This window comes from Enterobacter cloacae complex sp. 2024EL-00711 (assembly GCF_047529885.1).
GTDB classification, from domain to species: domain Bacteria; phylum Pseudomonadota; class Gammaproteobacteria; order Enterobacterales; family Enterobacteriaceae; genus Enterobacter; species Enterobacter ludwigii.
Window position 1 is genome coordinate 60,952 of sequence record NZ_JBLIZC010000009.1, and the last position, 18,884, is coordinate 79,835.

Genomic DNA, 18,884 nt, shown 5'->3' on the forward strand with positions numbered 1-18,884 from the left:
TTGTCACACGGAGAGTTGCTGTCGGGTCGCTTCCGGCAGCAGCTCTACCGCCTGCTGATAAGACGCGTCCACCAGATAGTAAATTTGCGAACCCGGCAGTGAACCGTCGAGATAAACGGTGCTCCAGTGCGCTTTGTTGAGATGCTTGCTTGGCCGGACGTCATGGTGCTGCTGGCGTAACAGCTCCGCCAGTTCCGGGCTGGTTTTCAGCGACGCCGCCGGGCGACCCTCAACCTCTTTCACCATCGCAAACAGAATATCCCCCACTTTAATCTGCGTGGCTTTCCAGTCGCTGTGAACGCTTTGCTCAGCGCCAGGTTTACTCATGCAGTACTGAAGTAGCTCCGAAATTGTCATCTTTATTCCCCTTGTAGCGTTGCGATAATTTTACGCGAACCACCGTGAATACGATGTTCTCCCAGCCAGATCCCTTGCCACGTTCCCAGCAGTAACCGACCATTGTGCACCGGCAGCATCAGCGATACGCCCAGCAGAGAGGATTTGATATGCGACGGCATGTCATCTGCTCCCTCATAGTCATGTTCATAAGGGGCGTTGTCCGGAACGGTTTTGAGAAAATGCTGCTCCATGTCAGACCGGACGGTGGGATCGCAATTTTCATTAAGCGTGAGAGAGGCTGACGTGTGCTGAAGCAGCAGATGCAGTAACCCCGTCCTGATGCGCGAGAGGTCGCGAATTTGCCCAATGACTTCATCAGTCACCAGATGAAATCCACGAGGTTTCGCGCTTAAGGTCAGGGTCTGTTGATACCACATGTGCTGCTCCGTTATGAAAGATGAATCTTTCTAAGTGTGCAGCAAGAAAGCGAAAGGTAAAACCCACAGCGACGAGATTTGATTAAAAAAGAGGCAGCCTCGCCGCCAGGCGGTTAATACTCAGAATTAACAATCACTTCTTCGCCAAACTTTCCGGCCATGGGCAACGGTCGATACGTAGAGTTTGAGGCGCGTAACACCCTGATCCCTCTGGCTCCGACGTCATGCGCGGCGGTGATATCGTTATCTGAATCGCCATAGAAGACTTTGATGTTCTTCTGTTCCAGCCATTGGGTTTTGGTGTTTTGGCCGGGTTTGTCGCCGGCAAAAATAACCGGATTCATGCTGGAAGCCGGGATCTGAAAATCATCCTGCAGCGTTTTAGAGACGGTTTCGGTTTTGGTCTGGCTGCGTCCGGTCACAAAGTAAATGCTGTCACCGCGTTTAACGTGCATGGCGATAAGCGCGCGCGCCACCTCTTTAGGAATGCTGAACTCGTCCCAGCCGTTATTCATCTTTTCCCAGAACTCGGGGTTCTTCAGATACGCTTCGCTGTCCGGTGAGTAGGTTTTTTTGCCCCGCCAGAATCCCGGGCTGGAAAACAGGACCGTATCGTCGATATCAAAGCCTACAGCCATTGGCGGGCGCCCTAACAGGCTATTTTCGATTTGGGCTACGGATACCCAGTGAACAGGTGCCTGCTCGGCAAGCATGGCGGCTGTTGTGCCGGTGTAAAGTGGCGTCGGTGCGGAAGCGCGCGCCACGACGGCACTATTTAGCGAGAACAATAAGCAGGCGGCGCTGAGCGCCAGTGTGATCTTGCGCATGTTTTCCCCTGAATATTCAGTTTGTTATCGTTTTATTTTGAGTGAATGGTCAAAAAACTATCCGACCATAACCCCGGGGGGAGATGAAGGGAAGGAGTTTTTACTTATGAAGCTGAATAAAAAGAAGATGATCACAAAGCGCGGATGAGGTCTGAAGGCCCGGTAGACGCAGCGCCACCGGGCAAGATTTTTGTGCGTCCTGATGCTCTCACCCGGCCCTCTCCCGCAGGGAGAGAGGGATGATAGTGAGTGCTTACATCACTGCAGCAAACGCCTGCGCAACACGATGAACGTTGCTGGCATTAAGCCCCGCCACGCACATACGGCCGCTGGAAATCAGGTAGACGCCGAACTCTTCACGCAGGCGATCGACCTGAGCCGCGCTGAGGCCGGTGTAGCTGAACATCCCACGCTGCTTAAGCAGATAGTCAAAATTATGCCCTGGGACGGCCTCTTTCAGCACGTCGACCAGCTCCTGACGCATCGTCAGGATGCGCTTGCGCATAGATTCCACTTCAGCGAGCCACGACGCTTTCAGCCGATCGTCACCCAGCACCGTGGCGACTACCTGCGCACCAAAGTTTGGCGGGCTGGAGTAAATGCGGCGCACGGTCGCCTTCAGCTGACCGAGCACTCGCCCGGCCGCTTCAGCGTCCTCACAGACCACTGACAGGCCGCCGACGCGCTCACCGTACAGGGAGAAGATTTTTGAGAACGAGTTGCTGACCAGCGCAGGCAGTCCGGCGCTGGCAACGGCGCGGATAGCGTAGGCATCTTCTTCCATGCCCGCGCCAAAGCCCTGATAGGCGATGTCGAGGAAGGGGATCAGGTTACGCGTCTTCAGCACGTCGATTACCGCATCCCACTGGGCATTAGTCAGGTCTGCACCGGTCGGGTTATGGCAGCACGGATGCAGCAGAACAATACTGCGCTCCGGCAGCGTATTCAGTTTTTCCAGCAGCGCGTCAACGCGCACGCCGTTGGTTTCGCTGTCAAACCACGGATAGGTCTGCACCGTAAAGCCTGCGCCCTCAAAAATCGCCACGTGGTTTTCCCACGTCGGGTCACTGACCCACACGCCAGAATCCGGGAAGTATTTTTTCAGAAAGTCAGCGCCAACTTTTAATGCGCCCGAGCCACCCAGCGTCTGGATGGTCGCCACCCGTTTTTGTGTCAGCACGGCGTGATCGGCACCAAACAGCAGCGGCGCAATGGTGTTGCGGTAGCTGTTTAACCCTTCCATTGGCAGATAGAGCGAGGCTCCGTGCGGGACGGCGTTAAGACGTGCTTCCGCTTCTGCCACAGCTTGCAGCTGAGGAATAATGCCCTCCTCGTTGTAATACAAACCAATACTGAGGTTAACTTTGTCGCTGCGAGGATCTTCTTTGAAACGCTCCATTAAGGAGAGAATGGGGTCGCCGGCATAGGCGTCAACTTTCTGAAACACGCGATGATTCTCCGGAATTCGATGAGGCAGGGATTTCAACAATAAACCGGATATGACAGAAGATCGAGAGCGATATCAGATCCGTTCCTGCAGATGTCGTCGAATCTGTTCGATGCGTTCAGCGAGCGAACCAGAAACAGGCAGATAGGGGATATTTCTGTCTGTTAACGCGCGGATGTACCATGCCTGCTGTCGCTGGCGGAATGCAGCCCCCTGACGGGTACCATCCTGAACAAAAGGAAACTCATCGCCACAGAGCACCACCAGAGAATATGCGCGCCCGGCTAATTCCTCTAGCTCGCGTGGCGCGCTGCCAAACTGGTCGAGCATATAAAACAGCGTGGTTAAGGGCGAGGTATCGCAAACCAGGAAGGGAGCCGTGCTGGCCATCGCTTCACGACGTACCTGCTCGCGGGCAATATGCAGCAGATCGTCGCATCCCAGAACGCCATTCTTCTCTTCCCAGTATTCTCGGCCAAACTCGGCGACAAACGGGGCGTTGAGCGTCGTCGCCAGCGCGCGGGAAAGCGTGCTTTTCCCTGTCGATTCTCCCCCCAATAAACAAATCCGAAAGACAAAGCTACGGTAGACCTCCGGGGACATCATCGTGCGGTAGCGATGGACATCGGAACGTATCAGGGTTCCCGAGGGCGCCTCAGGCCCCTTCGGACGCTGGAGGCGGACATGGGTAACCTGCTTGCCAAAACGCTGGCTTAACACCGCCGCAAATCCGTCGCCGTAGTCTTCGGCGGTAAATACGGCCTGTGGCTGGCAGTGAAGTATTTTTTCACACAGCGTTGCCACGTAATGCCGGTGAAGATCGGCATCCGCATCATTATGCGGCGGTGGTTCAAGCGCATGGGTCGCGATGACCTCCGGCGTCAGCACAAGGTGATGACATTGCGGGAAGCGCGCGCTTAACCAGTGAAGGCGCTTGTCGGGGTCATAACCCGGAATTTCCGGACGCGAATAACTGATGATATAGACCGTCTCACACTGGGCCAGCGCAGCATTTATCAGCGCTTCATGCCCCACGTGTAATGGCGCGAATTTACCCACAACCAGACCGTCGCAATAAGGCTTCACTGGGCGCGAATCTCCTTACGCCACTGATATAAACCGTGCCAGGCATTAAACCAAAACACCAGATATAAACCCGCGGTCAAATGCAGATCTCTCATCGCATATAACGGTACCGCCAGCGTGTTTACAGCCAGCCAGACGTACCAGTTCTCCAGGCGTCGCCCCATTAACATAAACTGTGCAAGCACGCTGAATGTCAAAATAACGGAGTCCACCCAGGGGGCCCAGGCGTTAGTGTAGCGATGCAAGATCAGGCCATAACCCGCGGCCACCAGCAGGGCGCAGGCGAGCAGGATGAAGAAATGTCTGGGCGGGGTACGCCGAACGGGCAATACCTCCCCGCGATGACCTTTGAGCCAGTGCACCCAGCCGGTGATGCTGGTGATGATGAAAAAGAGCTGCAGGGTAACGTCAGCGTAAAGCTGAACCGAATAAAAGACCCAGCCATAAAGCCCACTGCCGATGATGCCTATCCACCACGTGTGAATACTGTTTCTGGCAGCCAGCCAGACCGAGAGGGCATAAGCCAGACAAGCGGCCATTTCGGATGGTGACATTACCCCTCCCTGGAAAGGTCTGTTAGTCGATGTACTTCATCGCAACCCTTGATGTCAGGCGCGTGATAAGTTCGTAAGCACTCACTTTTGTGATTTCAGCGATGCGTTCAACAGGTAAACCCTCACCCCACATCACCACGTCATCACCCGGTTTGTCCTGTGCATCTGGCCCGAGGTCAATACAGATCATGTCCATCGCCACGCGGCCCACGATGTTCGCTTCACGGCCATTGACCAGTACCGGCGTGCCGGACGGCGCGGCGCGAGGATAACCATCGCCATAGCCCATCGCCACCACGCCAAGGCGTGTGTCGCGCTCGCTGGTCCACGTTCCGCCGTAGCCCACGGGCTCACCCGCTTTGTGATCGCGCACGGCAATCAGGTTAGACACAAGGGACATCACCGGCTGGAAACCAAAATCCGGCCCCCAGGGTCTGTTCTCCAGCGGAGAGACGCCGTAAAGAATAATGCCTGGACGCGCCCAGTCGAAGTGCGACTGCGGCCACAGCAAAATACCGCCAGACGCGGCAATGGAGCGCATTCCTGGCTTGCCTTCGCAGAAAGTATTAAAAATATCCAGCTGCTGCTCGGTCGCGCCACACTCGGGTTCATCGGCACGGGCAAAGTGGCTCACGATATTCACCGGCTGACGGACGTTTTTGCACTGACACAGACGCTGATAAAACGCGTCCGCCTTTTCCGGGCGCACGCCCAGACGGTGCATGCCGGTATCGAGCTTCATCCAGACGGTGACAGGCTCACTCAGCTCGGCGGTTTCCAGCGCCGCGAGTTGTTCTTCGTTATGTACCGCGGTGTGCAGATGCTGGTCAGCAATGGTCGGCAGATCTGCCGCTTCAAAAAAGCCTTCCAGCAGCAAAATCGGTTGAGTGATCCCACCCGCGCGCAGGCGGATGGCTTCTTCAAGACGGGCGACGCCAAAGGCGTCGGCATCGGGGAGCGTTCGCGCGGTCTCAATAAGACCGTGTCCGTAAGCGTTCGCTTTCACGACTGCAACGAGTTTACTGGCGGGAGCCAGTTCACGCAGACGTTGCAGGTTGTGTCGCAGAGCGCGGCGGTTAATGACTACAGTTGCCGCTTGCATTTGAATTCCTTAGAAATTACTCATCATCATATTGAGGACCGGCGTAGTTGTCGAAACGCGACCACTGTCCGTTAAAGGTCAGACGTACCGTACCGATAGGGCCGTTACGTTGTTTACCAATAATAATTTCGGCGATCCCTTTCAGGTCGCTGTTCTCGTGATAAACCTCATCACGGTAGATGAACATGATTAAGTCGGCATCCTGCTCGATGGAGCCCGATTCACGCAGGTCGGAGTTGACCGGGCGCTTATCAGCACGTTGTTCCAGGGAGCGGTTAAGCTGCGACAGCGCCACCACGGGCACGTGCAACTCTTTGGCTAACGCCTTGAGCGAGCGGGAAATCTCCGCGATTTCCAGCGTACGGTTGTCGGACAGCGACGGCACGCGCATCAGCTGAAGGTAGTCAATCATGATAAGGCCAATGCCGCCATGTTCACGGGCGATACGGCGCGCACGGGAGCGCACTTCCGTCGGCGTCAGGCCGGAGGAATCATCGATATAAATATTCCGTTTTTCCAGCAGGATACCCATGGTGCCGGAGATACGCGCCCAGTCCTCATCGTCGAGCTGGCCGGTACGGATACGGGTCTGATCCACGCGCGACAGCGACGCCAGAGAACGCATCATGATCTGTTCTGATGGCATCTCAAGACTGAAGATAAGAACCGGCTTGTCCTGCAACATCGCCGCATTTTCGACGAGGTTCATCGCAAATGTCGTTTTACCCATGGAGGGACGCGCCGCAACGATAATCAAATCTGACGGCTGCAGACCCGCGGTTTTCTTATTGAGATCGTCATAGCCGGTGTTCACGCCGGTGACACCGTCGTGCGGCTGCTGGAACAGTTGCTCAATACGCGCGACGGTGGCATCAAGCACATCAGCGATATTTTTCGGGCCTTCGTCTTTATTTGCCCGGCTTTCCGCGATTTTAAAGACGCGGGACTCGGCCAGATCAAGCAGGTCTTCGCTGGTACGCCCCTGCGGATCAAAACCGGCTTCGGCGATCTCATTCGCCACCGAGATCATCTCACGAACAACTGCACGTTCGCGCACGATATCGGCATAAGCGCTGATATTCGCCGCACTTGGCGTGTTTTTTGACAGTTCCGCCAGGTAAGCAAACCCACCCACGCTGTCCAGTTGCCCCTGACGCTCCAGCGATTCCGCGAGCGTGATAAGGTCAATCGGGCTGCCCGACTCCTGCAGACGTGCCATTTCAGTAAAGATATGACGGTGCGGACGGGTATAGAAATCCTCGGACACCACGCGCTCGGCGACGTCGTCCCAGCGTTCGTTATCCAGCATTAAACCGCCCAACACCGACTGTTCCGCTTCAATCGAGTGCGGCGGGACTTTTAATCCTGCGACCTGGAAATCACGCTCGCGAGGTTCAGTCTGTTTGTTGAAGGGTTTGTTTCCTGCCATAGTGAATGGAGTTACCGAGATAAAGAGTGGGTCGAAAGATTACCATATTTTTCTGACGGAGGGAGCATGGCAACGCGCATTGAATTCCAGAAACATGGTGGGCCAGAAGTGTTAAACGCGGTGGAGTTTACCCCCGCAGCGCCTGGTGAAAACGAAGTTCAGGTTGAAAACAAAGCCATCGGCATTAACTACATCGACACGTATATTCGCGGCGGTCTCTATCCGCCTCCCTCCATGCCAAGCGGACTGGGAACGGAAGCGGCAGGCGTCGTGCTCAAAGTGGGCAGTGCCGTTAAGCATATTAAAGAGGGCGATCGCGTGGTGTACGCGCAATCCGCGCTGGGTGCCTACAGTTCCGTGCACAACGTGCCGGCCGATAAAGCCGCCCTTCTGCCAAATGCCATCTCGTTTGAACAAGCGGCCGCCTCATTCCTGAAAGGGCTCACGGTCTATTATCTGCTGCGCAAAACCTATGAGATCAAACCTGACGAGCAGTTCCTGTTTCATGCCGCGGCGGGCGGCGTGGGGCTGATCGCCTGTCAGTGGGCCAAAGCGCTCGGTGCAAAACTTATCGGCACGGTGGGCAGTGCACAAAAAGCCCAGCGCGCGCTTCAGGCCGGCGCCTGGCAGGTGATTAACTACCGTGAAGAGAGCATTGCTGAGCGCCTCAAAGAGATAACCAACGGCAAAAAGGTGCGCGTGGTTTATGACTCGGTGGGTAAAGATACCTGGGAGGCGTCGCTGGATTGTCTGCAGCGTCGCGGGCTGATGGTGAGCTTCGGCAACGCCTCGGGCGCCGTGACCGGCATTAATCTTGGCATTCTCAACCAGAAAGGGTCGCTGTATGTGACTCGCCCTTCCCTGCAGGGGTATATCACTAACCGGGAAGAGCTGATCGAGGCCAGCAACGAGCTCTTTTCGCTGATCGCCAGCGGCGTGATTAAAGTGGATGTGGCGGAGGCGCAGAAATACGCACTAACCGATGCCAGGCGAGCACATGAGGTGCTGGAGAGCAGAGCAACACAGGGTTCAAGTCTGTTAATTCCCTGACCCCTAAAAAGAAATTGGGCTTCCCGTGGGAAGCCCTTTCTTTTTTTAGTTCGGCTGTATGTAGGGTACAGCTCGATGAATTCTTTAGCGGCAGTCATAGTGACAGATTCGATAAGTAAATCCTATTCTGTTCTAAGCAATGCTGCCGGAAAAGTTGCAAGTATGTGACGAACACCTCAATACCTTAGTAACGAAAACGGTTATTGCGCTGATAAGTGGGCAGTTTTGGTGATTTAATCGCCCGTATTACCCACACCACGGCAATGGCCAGCAGCAGCCACGGCAGGAGCTTCAGCGTCAGGGCAAATAATCCCCCGATAAACATGACCACCGTCGCCACGACGATAGCCGCCAGAATCCCGAGCAGGGAAATCCCCGTCATCATCAGCATGACAAAAAAGCCAATCACAAAAAGTAGTTCTAACATGGTGCTCTCCCACGCGTTCCCAAATGATACCGCGATCATTACAAGAATCATGCCAACCATAACCCGCTGTTCTTAAAGCAAAACGCCCCGCACGGGTGTGCGAGGCGTGGTGAATTTGACGATCTTTTAGCGAAAATTATCGCTTATCAGCGACCAGACGTAGCGCGTGTTCCAGCACCTCGATGTCTGCACCGGCTTTATGCGCGTTCTCGCTAAGGTAGCGACGCCACTGGCGTGCTCCCGGGATCCCCTGGAACAGGCCCAGCATATGACGGGTGATATGACCAAGATACGTCCCGTTACTCAGCTCACGCTCAATGTAGGGATACATGGCGCGTACCACGGCCACCGGGTCGGTATCTGCGCCTTCAACGCCAAAGATTTCCCTGTCGACCGTCGCCAGAATGCCTGGATTTTGATACGCCTCGCGCCCGACCATTACGCCATCCATATGCTCCAGGTGTGTTTTGGCCTCTTCCAGCGACGTAATGCCGCCGTTGATCGACATCGTGAGCTGCGGGAAGTCACGTTTTAGCTGGTACACGCGCGGGTAGTCCAGCGGCGGGATTTCACGGTTCTCTTTCGGGCTAAGTCCGGAGAGCCAGGCTTTACGCGCATGGATGATAAACATCTCGCACTCGCCTTTGCCGGAGACCGTATTGATAAAATCGCAGAGAAATTCGTAGCTGTCCTGGTCGTCAATGCCGATACGGGTCTTGACCGTCACCGGAATGGAAACCACATCGCGCATCGCCTTGATGCAGTCTGCCACCAGGGATGCATTGCCCATCAGACACGCGCCGAACATGCCGTTCTGCACACGATCAGACGGACAGCCAACGTTAAGGTTAATCTCGTCATAGCCGCGCGCTTCTGCAAGCTTCGCACACTGCGCCAGCGCAGCGGGATCGCTACCGCCAAGCTGCAGCGCAACCGGATGCTCTTCTTCGCTGTAGGCCAGATAGTCGCCCTTTCCGTGAATAATTGCTCCGGTGGTCACCATTTCGGTGTACAGCAGCGTATGGCGGGAGAGCTGACGCAGGAAGTAGCGACAGTGTCTGTCCGTCCAGTCGAGCATCGGCGCAATGGAGAAACGGTGTGCAGGGAAAGCAGTCTGTAATTCTGACGACATGGCGAAGTTTTAAGCATCTGGTGAAAAGGGGGCGCTACTATAGCACAAAGAAAAGCCGGAGGCGCAGCGCCTCCGGTGCACTTTAGAAGGTCATGCTCAGCTGGGCGCCTGCGCCCCAGGTCTCGTCTTCACCGTACAGGCCCATCAGGTCGACATGGACCGTGTTAAACGGTGCAAAACCGACACCGCCAGTAAAGACATTGCTGTCGTTACCTTTCATGTCAGCACGGAAACCCGCACGCACCGCCAGCCAGTTCAGCGGCGTCACTTCGGCGCCTACGCCAACATACTGAGAAGTGTCTTCGCTTTTGAATCCTTTGGTTTCCGTCAGATCGCCATCGGCGGTTAACGTCACCAGATCGTTATGCCAGGCGGCACCCGCGGTAACCAGAGGGCGGATCTGGTAGGTGTCTTTATAGCTCACCACCTCACCCGTGCGCCCGTTGCGGATGCGAATGTCTTTGGTGTCGATATCGCGTGACATCAGGTTTTGTCCGCTCACGCCGACCGTCCAGTGCTCACCAAAATCGGCCGCGATACCGGCATCAACGTTAAAGCCGGTGTCGTCAGTACGGTAGCGGCTGTCATTCCACTTGTTGCTGTCATAATCGTAAATGGAGGTGGTGTAGTTATAGACCCAGGTCTTTTGCAGTTTTGGAGTCACGCCAACAGACACCGGAACACCGCCAAGCTCGAACTGACGCGCCACCGCGATACCATAGTCGGAGACAATTGCCGCCCGGCCAGACGCCGTTGAGTTGAGGTTTTTCGTGATTTGATCGGTGCCGTTCAGCGCAGCGTCCAGTGCAACGCCGGCAGCCACCGCATCGCTGCGTTGAATACCGCGCAGGTAATCAATATCTTGCTGATCAATAGAAGAACTGACTCGCCCGTGGGCATAGCCTTTAGCCATAAAGGCCACGGAAAGGACATCGTTAGGAATACTGACGGCTATCCCCGCACCCGCCGTGGCGCGTGCCGTTTTGCCCTTGAGATAGTCCAGCTCATCGGCGAGATCTTTCGCCGCGCCCTGGAACTGGTTGATGGAACCTAACGGGTTGGTAATGATCTCAATCGGTGTAAGGTTATCAACCACGTCTTTGTAATGGTTGATTTTATCGTTGATGGTATCAATCTCATCCTGAAGATTGTCTTCATCGGTCACCTGCACGCCAGCGGACGGTAAAATGACCGTCACATCGTCGTCCGGTTTCGCCTTCGCCAGTAGCGCAGGGTTGATTAACGCCCCGCTGCCATAGTTTCCGGCCGCGACACCCGTGCCCCCCATGGCGTCGCTACGTGATTCTGTCCAGGTATTGGCTGCTCCCGCCTGATTTGCCATAAACAAGGAGACAGCGATGCTAACCACCGAAAATTTAAAATGTTTTTTCACAGTATGCTCGTCTTATAGTCTGTTATTAAATAACCCCTGTCTGTTATCTCCCAAACAGGAACGAACTATTGCTGTGAATAAGTGCAAAAAGACCCGCTATTTCCTTAAGTTAAATTCCCGCCAGGCCTGTAGTTATTTGTGACGGCCCTCAATATTTATAGAAGAGGAAATTATTTTTTCCCAGGTTTTCCATCGTGCGGTCCAAAAAACTGAGGAGGGTGGTCTACCCAGCGATCGTCGCGCGTGGCGGCGTACTCCGGATTAAGCGGGTAATAGATACGGTTATGCTTCTTGTTGGCCTCACCCACCACCAGGAGCCGTACCTCTTCGTCGGTGTTGTTGATGAAGGTGTGACAGACCCCGGTTCCGGCGGGAAAGCCCACGCTGTCGCCAGGTTCAAGTTTCCATAAATATCCGTTAATCCAGGCTTCAGGGTAGCCTTCAAGCACGTAGATAAACTCTTCTTCGTCGCTTTCAGCATGTGGATAAGAGGTCCGTCGGCCTGGCGGTAAGCGCTCATGGTGTATACCAATGCGTCCAAGGCCGAGCTTACGCGCCAGCGGTGCGCCAATGGAAAAACGTTCACTACTGTCGGGATAGGTTGAGTCATCTGCGCCTTCTACGTCGCGCCAGTGTCGAATACAGTCAGGTCTTTTCATCGTTTATTCCCCGGATTGCGTTGCGTCAGGTATAGCACAGCCTGGCGGATCTCGGTGTTTTTAGCAGAACATGATAAAGTGGGGGTTTTCCAGCCTATAACATCCGGGGTGCTAAATGGATAAGTCCACAAAAGAGCTGTTAGCGCAGGCAGAAAAGCTGTGCGTGCAACGCAATGTGCGCCTGACTCCGCAGCGCCTTGAAGTATTACGTTTGATGAGCCTGCAGCAGGGCGCGATCAGCGCGTACGATCTGCTTGATCTGCTGCGCGAAAGCGAGCCACAGGCTAAACCGCCAACGGTGTACCGCGCGCTGGATTTCCTGCTGGAACAGGGCTTTGTGCATAAGGTTGAATCGACAAACAGCTATGTGCTGTGCCATCTGTTCGATCAGCCAACCCATACGTCGGCCATGTTTATCTGCGATCGCTGCGGCAGCGTGAAGGAAGAAGGTGCGGAAGGCGTTGAAGATATTATGCATACGCTGGCAGCCAAAATGGGCTTTGCGTTGCGTCATAACGTGATTGAAGCGCACGGCCTGTGCTCAGCCTGCGTAGAGGTAGAAGCCTGTCGTCACCAGGATGAGTGCCAGCACGACCATTCTGTACTGGTGAAGAAAAAGCCGCGTTAACGGCAAAAGAAAAGGCGGCCCGAAGCCGCCCTCAGGGGGAGTAAAGGATTACCAGCGATAATCGTTACGGGTTTCCCAGTCTTTCACTTCGTTTTCAGCACGATCTTTCTCGTAGCCGTAACGTTCCTGAATTTTACCCACCAGCTGATCGCGTTTACCTTCGATGATGGTCATATCATCATCCGTCAGCTTACCCCACTGTTCTTTCGCTTTACCTTTGAACTGCTTCCAGTTGCCGCCGATTTCGTCTTTATTCATAATCGTGTCCTCGTGTTAAGCGTCTGTAAGTTTCGTCCGCTTCGTTCTTTTCTGCTGGACGTGATTATTATTGTAGTTAAGGATCCGGCAGTTGTTTTTATATTCGGAATCTTTAACCGTCACGATATATCGTGGCGGGAAGGCAGCCAGGTGTTATTTCGCCAGTGACGATGCCAGATAAAGGCCAGCGACAGGCCACGTAACGCGAGGAAAACCGCCAGAGCCAGCCACAAACCGTGGTTGCCCAGATACGGCAGCGTCAGTAACGTCAGACCAAATCCCGCCGCAGCGACCGCCATGCTATTGCGCATCTCCGCACCTCGCGTCGCGCCAATAAACATGCCGTCCAGCAGATAACACCACACGCCCACCACCGGTAAGATTGCCTGCCAGAAGAGATAGTGACTCGCCAGTTCGCGCAGCGATGGGAGTGAGGTGAGTAAAGCAACGATCTGTTCACCCAGACAGGCGTAAATGAGTGCAAACGCCAGCGCCACCAGGCCTGACTGACGACAGGCGGCCCGCCACACCTCGCGGAGCTGGCCGCTTTCGCGTGCACCATACGCTTGCCCGGAATGGGCTTCAACGGCATAGGCAAAGCCATCCAGCGCATACGCGGTAAAGGTGAGCAGCGTCATCAGGACCGCATTAACCGCGACGATCTCCGGCCCAAGTCGCGCCCCAAAGACCGTCAGCGCGCCAAAGCAGAGCTGAAGCAGTAACGAGCGCAGCATAATGTCGCGGTTAAGCGCCAGCAGCGTGCGGATATTACCGCGCCACGCGGTTTTGAGCATCGCAAGCGAGATACCGCGCAGGGCCAGCACGCGCCAGACCATCCACAGGCCGATGAAAAAGGTACCGTATTCTGCAATTGCCGTCGCCAGCGCGGCGCCCTGCACGTTCATATGCAGACCCATCACCAGCCAGACATCAAGCACGATGTTGAGAAGATTGCCTGCCACCAGCAGAATGACTGGCGCACGGGCATACTGCACGCCGAGTAACCAGCCAAGCAGGACCAGGTTCGCCAGTGATGCGGGCGCGCTGAGCCAGCGAATTTCAAGGAAGCGTCGCGCCTGCTCAAGTACCGCCTCGCTCCCGCCAACGACATGCAGCGCCAGATCAATCAGTGGCGTGCGCAACACCACGATCAGCGCACCCGCGCCCAGGGCAAGGATCAAGGGTTGTACCAGCGCACGCGCCAGACGCAACGGATCTTTTGCGCCATACGCCTGAGCCGTAAGCCCGGTGGTACTCATACGCAAAAAGAGCAGCAGCATAAAAAGGAAGCTGGTTGCCGTCGCGCCGATCGCGACGCCGCCCAGATAAACGGGGGAATCCAGATGACCAATAACAGCCGTGTCTACCAGTCCCAGCAGAGGGACGGTGATATTGGAAAAAATCATTGGCAGTGCAAGACGCCACAATGCCTTATCTGATGTCGTCAGCAGTGACATGAAAAATACCGGCAGTGGAGATTGAATCAGGCTACGGCAGGTCCGTAGCCTGTTATGACATGATTACAGCCATTCACCGTTGCGGATAACCCCAACAGCCAGCCCTTCAATAGAGAAGTTATGTTCGCGGAGATCCACCACAATCGGGGAGAACTCGTTGTTTTCAGGCAGTAACTGGACGGTGTTACCCTGCTTTTTCAGACGCTTAACGGTAACTTCATCGTCAATACGCGCGACCACAACTTGCCCATTGCGCACGTCCTGGGTTTTATGAACTGCGAGCAGATCGCCGTCCAGAATACCGATATCTTTCATCGACATGCCGCTGACGCGCAGCAGGAAATCTGCGCTCGGTTTAAACATGCCCGGGTCAACCTGGTAGTGACCTTCAATATGCTGTTGTGCCAGCAAAGGTTCACCTGCCGCGACACGGCCCACCAGCGGAATACCTGTCTCTTCTTCCACCAGCAGACGGATGCCACGCGAAGCGCCCGATACAATCTCAATGACGCCTTTACGCGCCAGCGCTTTCAGGTGTTCTTCGGCAGCATTCGGAGAACGGAAACCCAGACGCTGAGCGATCTCCGCACGCGTGGGTGGCATACCCGTCTGGCCGATATGATCCCGGATGAGATCAAACACCTCTTGCTGCCTGGTCGTTAACGCTTTCATTCCGCCCCCTGGGTGTATATACAGTTATGCTGTGAGTATATACAGTCAAAGGCGATTTTGGAACCAAAAACTGCACAAAAAACCAGGGACTTAATTATTTCTCGAGGCTTATCGGAAATGTGACCAAAGCAGCGTGACCCAGGTGATGACCGCAGTGATAATCGCCAGCAATACGGCAGCAGACCCCATGTCTTTCGCCCGGCCGGAGAGCTCATGGAAATCAGAGCCGATACGGTCCACCACGGCCTCAATAGCGCTATTGAGAATTTCCACTATCATCACCAACAGCACGGAGCCGATCAACAAAACGCGGGTAATCGCATCAACATCAAGGAAACAGGCGATAATCACCGCGATGATAGCGGCGACGCCCTCCTGGCGAAACGCGGCTTCATTGACCCACGCGGCACGGAAACCTTTCCATGAATAGCCGGCGGCTTTGATGATTCGGGTTAACCCAGTGGTATTATTGGCCATTAAAAGAACCTTTTAATTAAAATAGCGTCAGTAACAGTAGGCGCAGCGTGTTTCGCTGCTGCCTGAAGTATGACGGGTAACAACAGAAATTTTGCGCGCTTTCTGTTATCCTTGCGCCGCAATTGCATTATTAACCAGAGGCTTTACATCGTTTATGTCCGGCTGGCCACGAATTTACTACAAATTACTTAATTTACCATTAAGCGTCCTGGTAAAAAGCAAGTCTATCCCAGCGGAACCCGCGCTGGAATTGGGGCTCGATACGTCACGCCCAATTATGTACGTTTTGCCTTATAACTCGAAGGCAGACCTACTGACGCTTCGCGCCCAGTGTCTGGCGCATGATTTACCTGACCCGCTTGAACCCCTCGAAGTCGACGGCACTCTGCTGCCGCGCTATGTGTTCATTCACGGCGGGCCGCGCGTGTTTACCTATTACACGCCAAAGGAAGAGTCCATTAAGCTTTTCCACGACTATCTCGACCTGCACCGCAGCAATCCGGGTCTGGATGTGCAGATGGTGCCGGTATCGGTGATGTTTGGTCGCCGCCCGGGCAGAGAGAAAGGTGAAGAGAACCCACCGCTGCGCATGCTTAACGGCATTCAGAAATTCTTCGCGGTCTCCTGGCTGGGACGTGACAGCTTCGTGCGTTTCTCCCCGTCCGTTTCGCTGCGCCGTATGGCGGACGAACACGGCACCGACAAGATTATCGCGCAGAAACTGGCGCGCGTGGCGCGTATGCACTTCGCCCGTCAGCGTCTGGCTGCCGTCGGCCCGCGTCTTCCTGCACGTCAGGACCTGTTCAACAAGCTGCTGGCCTCCAAAGCGATTGCCAGAGCCGTTGAAGACGAAGCGCGCAGCAAAAAGATTTCCCATGAGAAAGCACAGCAGAACGCTATTGCACTGATGGAGGAGATTGCCGCGAACTTCTCTTACGAGATGATTCGTCTTTCCGATCGTATTCTGGGCTTTACGTGGAACCGCCTCTATCAGGGCATCAACGTTCATAACGCCGAGCGCGTACGCCAGCTGGCCCATGATGGCCATGAGATTGTCTATGTCCCCTGCCACCGCAGCCACATGGACTATCTGCTCCTCTCCTATGTGCTCTATCACCAGGGTCTGGTACCGCCGCACATCGCTGCCGGCATTAACCTGAACTTCTGGCCAGCCGGCCCGATTTTCCGTCGCCTGGGGGCGTTCTTTATCCGTCGTACCTTTAAGGGCAACAAGCTCTACTCCACCGTATTCCGTGAATATCTTGGCGAGCTGTTCAGCCGCGGTTATTCCGTTGAATACTTCGTGGAAGGGGGTCGCTCCCGTACCGGTCGTCTGCTCGATCCTAAAACCGGCACGCTGTCGATGACCATTCAGGCGATGCTGCGCGGGGGAACCCGCCCGATCACGCTGGTACCCATCTACATTGGCTACGAGCACGTGATGGAAGTGGGCACCTACGCCAAAGAGCTGCGCGGTGCGACCAAAGAGAAAGAGAGCCTGCCGCAGATGCTGCGCGGCTTGAGCAAGTTACGCAACCTTGGCCAGGGCTACGTCAACTTTGGCGAGCCGATGCCGCTGATGACCTACCTGAACAACCATGTTCCGGAGTGGCGCGAGTCTATCGATCCTATCGAAGCAATACGCCCGGCCTGGCTGACGCCTACGGTCAACAGCATCGCCTCTGAACTGATGGTGCGCATTAACAACGCCGGTGCGGCAAACGCCATGAACCTGTGCTGTACGGCACTTCTGGCCTCTCGTCAGCGTTCACTGACCCGTGAACAGCTTACGGAGCAGCTGGATTGCTATCTGGATATGATGCGCAACGTGCCGTACTCGGTGGATTCGACCGTACCGGTAAGCACGGCAAGCGAGCTTATCGAGCATGCCCTGCAGATGAACAAGTTTGAAGTCGAAAAGGACACCATCGGCGACATCATCATTCTCCCGCGCGAGCAGGCGGTGCTGATGACTTACTATCGCAACAACATCGCGCATATGCTGATGCTGCCCTCGCTCATGGCGGCCATCATCACCCAGCATCGTCGCATCTCGCGTCAGGAGCTGTTGCGTCATGTTGAAACGCTCTATCCAATGCTGAAAGCGGAGCTGTTCCTGCGCTGGGACAAGGACGAACTGGCGACTGAGCTGGATAAACTGACCGAAGAGCTGCGTCGTCAGGGGCTGATTACCGTCACGAACGACGAGCTGCATATCAATCCGTCACGGTCCCGTACCCTGCAACTGCTGGCGGCGGGCGCGCGTGAAACGCTGCAGCGCTACGCCATCACCTTCTGGTTGCTGAGCGCGAATCCGTCCATTAACCGCGGTACGCTCGAGAAAGAGAGCCGGACGCTGGCACAGCGCCTGTCTGTTCTGCACGGGATTAACGCCCCGGAATTCTTCGACAAAGCGGTCTTCAGCTCTCTGGTGCTGACGCTGCGTGATGAAGGGTTTATCAGTGATACGGGCGATGCCGAGCCGGAAGAGACGCTGAAGGTGTACCAGATGCTGGCCGAACTGATCACGTCTGATGTGCGTTTAACGATTGAAAGTGCGACGCAAGGCGAGTGAAGCGTTCAGCAGTCTGATGACCTGCGATGAAAACAAAAACGGCAGCCTTCTGGCTGCCGTTTTTTTACGAAAAGTAGCTCATCGCCAGCCCTAAAAACAGCACCAGACCGACATAGTTGTTATTCATAAACGCCTTGAAGCAGGCTTCACGCTCACGTTTCGCAATCAGCTTCTGCTGGTAGACAAACAGCATTCCCGCCACCAGCACGGCCCAGTAAAACGCCCAGTTGAGCCCGTTCAGGTAACCCATCGTCACCATTAACGCCAGCACCGCAACCTGCAGGATACCGATGATCAGCTTGTCATGACGTCCGAAGAGGATCGCCGTCGATTTTATGCCAATCTTCAGGTCATCGTCGCGGTCTACCATTGCGTATTGCGTGTCGTATGCCACGGCCCAGAGAATGTTCGCCAGGAACATCAGCCAGCAGCTTAACGGGACGGACTCACTCACCGCCGCAAACGCCATCGGGATCGACCAGCCAAACGCCGCGCCCAGCACCACCTGAGGCAGGTGGGTGTAGCGCTTCATGAACGGATAAACCCAGGCCAGAGCCAGGGCCGCAACTGAAAGCAGAATGGTCATGGTGTTCAGGGTCAACACCAGCAGGAAAGAGAGCAGAACCAGTACGATAAACAGCGTACGGGCCTCTTTCTCGGTCACTTGCCCGCTGGGCAATGGACGATGGGCCGTACGTTTTACGTGCCCGTCGAATTTACGATCCGCATAGTCATTGACCACGCAGCCCGCCGCACGCATCAGCCAGACTCCTGCAATGAACACCCCCAGGATCCACAGCGGCGGTACCCCTGGTGTTGCTACCCATAGCGCCCAAAGGGTCGGCCACAGCAGCAGCAGCGCGCCGATGGGTTTATCTGTACGCATCAAGCGGTGATAAGCCAACAGCTTATTCTGCGTCAGGCTCCACTCCATT

Annotated in this window: 20 protein-coding genes; 3 read left to right on the forward strand and 17 right to left on the reverse strand. The window is 55.2% G+C overall.

Going from position 1 to position 18,884, the window contains the following annotated elements; translation table 11 throughout:
- Positions 1 to 3 precede the first annotated feature (3 nt).
- The 8 genes from ACMVME_RS20200 to dnaB form a co-directional block, all read right to left on the reverse strand.
- A complete protein-coding gene (locus ACMVME_RS20200) occupies positions 4 to 357 on the reverse strand; it encodes an MmcQ/YjbR family DNA-binding protein (RefSeq protein ID WP_014168219.1) in 354 nt (117 codons plus the stop codon).
- A gap of 2 nt (positions 358 to 359) precedes the next feature.
- A complete protein-coding gene (locus ACMVME_RS20205) occupies positions 360 to 776 on the reverse strand; it encodes a secondary thiamine-phosphate synthase enzyme YjbQ (protein ID WP_014168218.1) in 417 nt (138 codons plus the stop codon).
- Positions 777 to 889: 113 nt separating this feature from the next.
- The gene (gene aphA, locus ACMVME_RS20210; RefSeq protein WP_014168217.1) at positions 890 to 1,603 is read right to left on the reverse strand and encodes an acid phosphatase AphA; all 714 of its coding nucleotides are present in this window, start codon (positions 1,601 to 1,603) and stop codon (positions 890 to 892) included.
- A 253-nt stretch (positions 1,604 to 1,856) separates the two neighbouring features.
- Positions 1,857 to 3,050: an aromatic amino acid transaminase gene (gene tyrB / locus ACMVME_RS20215; RefSeq protein WP_032679391.1), complete on the reverse strand. Its 1,194-nt coding sequence runs from the start codon at positions 3,048 to 3,050 to the stop codon at positions 1,857 to 1,859.
- Between the two features lie 75 nt (positions 3,051 to 3,125).
- Entirely contained in the window at positions 3,126 to 4,136 is a 1,011-nt protein-coding gene (locus tag ACMVME_RS20220; RefSeq protein WP_068795427.1) for an AAA family ATPase, read from the reverse strand.
- Complete coding sequence (gene pnuC / locus ACMVME_RS20225) at positions 4,133 to 4,690, reverse strand: nicotinamide riboside transporter PnuC (RefSeq protein ID WP_014168213.1); 558 nt, start codon at positions 4,688 to 4,690, stop codon at positions 4,133 to 4,135. Before pnuC ends, ACMVME_RS20220 begins: the two co-directional genes overlap by 4 nt.
- A 22-nt stretch (positions 4,691 to 4,712) precedes the next feature.
- Entirely contained in the window at positions 4,713 to 5,792 is a 1,080-nt protein-coding gene (alr, locus tag ACMVME_RS20230; protein ID WP_014168212.1) for an alanine racemase, read from the reverse strand.
- Positions 5,793 to 5,808: 16 nt separating this feature from the next.
- Positions 5,809 to 7,221 (reverse strand): replicative DNA helicase, encoded by a 1,413-nt coding sequence (gene dnaB, locus ACMVME_RS20235; RefSeq protein WP_008503375.1) that lies wholly within the window; start codon positions 7,219 to 7,221, stop codon positions 5,809 to 5,811.
- A gap of 66 nt (positions 7,222 to 7,287) precedes the next feature.
- Between dnaB and ACMVME_RS20240 the strand changes: the two genes are divergently transcribed.
- On the forward strand, positions 7,288 to 8,271 hold the full coding sequence (locus tag ACMVME_RS20240) for a quinone oxidoreductase (protein WP_014168211.1): 984 nt from the start codon (positions 7,288 to 7,290) through the stop codon (positions 8,269 to 8,271).
- 184 nt (positions 8,272 to 8,455) lie between these two features.
- On the opposite strand, the gene pspG is transcribed toward ACMVME_RS20240, so the two are convergent.
- From pspG to ACMVME_RS20260, 4 genes are all read right to left on the reverse strand, one after another.
- Positions 8,456 to 8,698, reverse strand: coding sequence for an envelope stress response protein PspG (pspG, locus tag ACMVME_RS20245; RefSeq protein WP_020882842.1), 243 nt, complete (start codon positions 8,696 to 8,698; stop codon positions 8,456 to 8,458).
- A 136-nt stretch (positions 8,699 to 8,834) separates the two neighbouring features.
- Positions 8,835 to 9,830 (reverse strand): tRNA dihydrouridine(20/20a) synthase DusA, encoded by a 996-nt coding sequence (gene dusA, locus ACMVME_RS20250; RefSeq protein ID WP_032681921.1) that lies wholly within the window; start codon positions 9,828 to 9,830, stop codon positions 8,835 to 8,837.
- Between the two features lie 82 nt (positions 9,831 to 9,912).
- The gene (traF, locus tag ACMVME_RS20255) at positions 9,913 to 11,172 is read right to left on the reverse strand and encodes a conjugal transfer protein TraF (RefSeq protein ID WP_153853120.1); all 1,260 of its coding nucleotides are present in this window, start codon (positions 11,170 to 11,172) and stop codon (positions 9,913 to 9,915) included.
- Positions 11,173 to 11,393: 221 nt separating this feature from the next.
- Positions 11,394 to 11,882 (reverse strand): cupin domain-containing protein, encoded by a 489-nt coding sequence (locus tag ACMVME_RS20260; RefSeq protein WP_032679386.1) that lies wholly within the window; start codon positions 11,880 to 11,882, stop codon positions 11,394 to 11,396.
- A 115-nt stretch (positions 11,883 to 11,997) separates the two neighbouring features.
- Here ACMVME_RS20260 and zur point away from each other — a divergent pair, with 115 nt between their 5' ends.
- Positions 11,998 to 12,510, forward strand: a complete 513-nt coding sequence (gene zur / locus ACMVME_RS20265) for a zinc uptake transcriptional repressor Zur (protein WP_014168206.1) — start codon at positions 11,998 to 12,000, stop codon at positions 12,508 to 12,510.
- A gap of 48 nt (positions 12,511 to 12,558) precedes the next feature.
- Here the strand turns inward: zur and ACMVME_RS20270 are convergent, their stop codons facing one another.
- From ACMVME_RS20270 to ACMVME_RS20285, 4 genes are all read right to left on the reverse strand, one after another.
- Positions 12,559 to 12,768, reverse strand: a complete 210-nt coding sequence (locus tag ACMVME_RS20270; RefSeq protein WP_014168205.1) for a CsbD family protein — start codon at positions 12,766 to 12,768, stop codon at positions 12,559 to 12,561.
- Positions 12,769 to 12,887: 119 nt separating this feature from the next.
- A complete protein-coding gene (gene dinF, locus ACMVME_RS20275) occupies positions 12,888 to 14,225 on the reverse strand; it encodes an MATE family efflux transporter DinF (protein WP_014168204.1) in 1,338 nt (445 codons plus the stop codon).
- A gap of 63 nt (positions 14,226 to 14,288) precedes the next feature.
- Positions 14,289 to 14,897 (reverse strand): transcriptional repressor LexA, encoded by a 609-nt coding sequence (gene lexA, locus ACMVME_RS20280; protein WP_014168203.1) that lies wholly within the window; start codon positions 14,895 to 14,897, stop codon positions 14,289 to 14,291.
- A 108-nt stretch (positions 14,898 to 15,005) separates the two neighbouring features.
- Positions 15,006 to 15,374 carry a diacylglycerol kinase gene (locus tag ACMVME_RS20285; RefSeq protein ID WP_014168202.1) on the reverse strand — a complete coding sequence of 123 codons (369 nt, stop codon included), beginning with the start codon at positions 15,372 to 15,374 and terminating at the stop codon, positions 15,006 to 15,008.
- Positions 15,375 to 15,528: 154 nt separating this feature from the next.
- Here ACMVME_RS20285 and plsB point away from each other — a divergent pair, with 154 nt between their 5' ends.
- Positions 15,529 to 17,949: a glycerol-3-phosphate 1-O-acyltransferase PlsB gene (plsB, locus tag ACMVME_RS20290; RefSeq protein WP_020882845.1), complete on the forward strand. Its 2,421-nt coding sequence runs from the start codon at positions 15,529 to 15,531 to the stop codon at positions 17,947 to 17,949.
- Positions 17,950 to 18,013: 64 nt separating this feature from the next.
- Here the strand turns inward: plsB and ubiA are convergent, their stop codons facing one another.
- On the reverse strand, positions 18,014 to 18,883 hold the full coding sequence (gene ubiA, locus ACMVME_RS20295; protein WP_025206398.1) for a 4-hydroxybenzoate octaprenyltransferase: 870 nt from the start codon (positions 18,881 to 18,883) through the stop codon (positions 18,014 to 18,016).
- Position 18,884: the final 1 nt, after the last annotated feature.

Excerpts from the sequence above, each read along its gene's own strand:
- ACMVME_RS20200 (WP_014168219.1), bottom strand. The coding sequence starts at position 357 with ATGACAATTTCGGAGCTACTTCAGTACTGCATGAGTAAACCTGGCGCT.
- ACMVME_RS20205 (WP_014168218.1), bottom strand. The coding sequence starts at position 776 with ATGTGGTATCAACAGACCCTGACCTTAAGCGCGAAACCTCGTGGATTT.
- aphA (WP_014168217.1), bottom strand. The coding sequence starts at position 1,603 with ATGCGCAAGATCACACTGGCGCTCAGCGCCGCCTGCTTATTGTTCTCG.
- pnuC (WP_014168213.1), bottom strand. The coding sequence starts at position 4,690 with ATGTCACCATCCGAAATGGCCGCTTGTCTGGCTTATGCCCTCTCGGTC.
- alr (WP_014168212.1), bottom strand. The coding sequence starts at position 5,792 with ATGCAAGCGGCAACTGTAGTCATTAACCGCCGCGCTCTGCGACACAAC.
- dnaB (WP_008503375.1), bottom strand. The coding sequence starts at position 7,221 with ATGGCAGGAAACAAACCCTTCAACAAACAGACTGAACCTCGCGAGCGT.
- ACMVME_RS20240 (WP_014168211.1), top strand. The coding sequence starts at position 7,288 with ATGGCAACGCGCATTGAATTCCAGAAACATGGTGGGCCAGAAGTGTTA.
- pspG (WP_020882842.1), bottom strand. The coding sequence starts at position 8,698 with ATGTTAGAACTACTTTTTGTGATTGGCTTTTTTGTCATGCTGATGATG.
- dusA (WP_032681921.1), bottom strand. The coding sequence starts at position 9,830 with ATGTCGTCAGAATTACAGACTGCTTTCCCTGCACACCGTTTCTCCATT.
- traF (WP_153853120.1), bottom strand. The coding sequence starts at position 11,172 with ATGGCAAATCAGGCGGGAGCAGCCAATACCTGGACAGAATCACGTAGC.
- ACMVME_RS20260 (WP_032679386.1), bottom strand. The coding sequence starts at position 11,882 with ATGAAAAGACCTGACTGTATTCGACACTGGCGCGACGTAGAAGGCGCA.
- zur (WP_014168206.1), top strand. The coding sequence starts at position 11,998 with ATGGATAAGTCCACAAAAGAGCTGTTAGCGCAGGCAGAAAAGCTGTGC.
- ACMVME_RS20270 (WP_014168205.1), bottom strand. The coding sequence starts at position 12,768 with ATGAATAAAGACGAAATCGGCGGCAACTGGAAGCAGTTCAAAGGTAAA.
- dinF (WP_014168204.1), bottom strand. The coding sequence starts at position 14,225 with ATGTCACTGCTGACGACATCAGATAAGGCATTGTGGCGTCTTGCACTG.
- lexA (WP_014168203.1), bottom strand. The coding sequence starts at position 14,897 with ATGAAAGCGTTAACGACCAGGCAGCAAGAGGTGTTTGATCTCATCCGG.
- ACMVME_RS20285 (WP_014168202.1), bottom strand. The coding sequence starts at position 15,374 with ATGGCCAATAATACCACTGGGTTAACCCGAATCATCAAAGCCGCCGGC.
- plsB (WP_020882845.1), top strand. The coding sequence starts at position 15,529 with ATGTCCGGCTGGCCACGAATTTACTACAAATTACTTAATTTACCATTA.
- ubiA (WP_025206398.1), bottom strand. The coding sequence starts at position 18,883 with ATGGAGTGGAGCCTGACGCAGAATAAGCTGTTGGCTTATCACCGCTTG.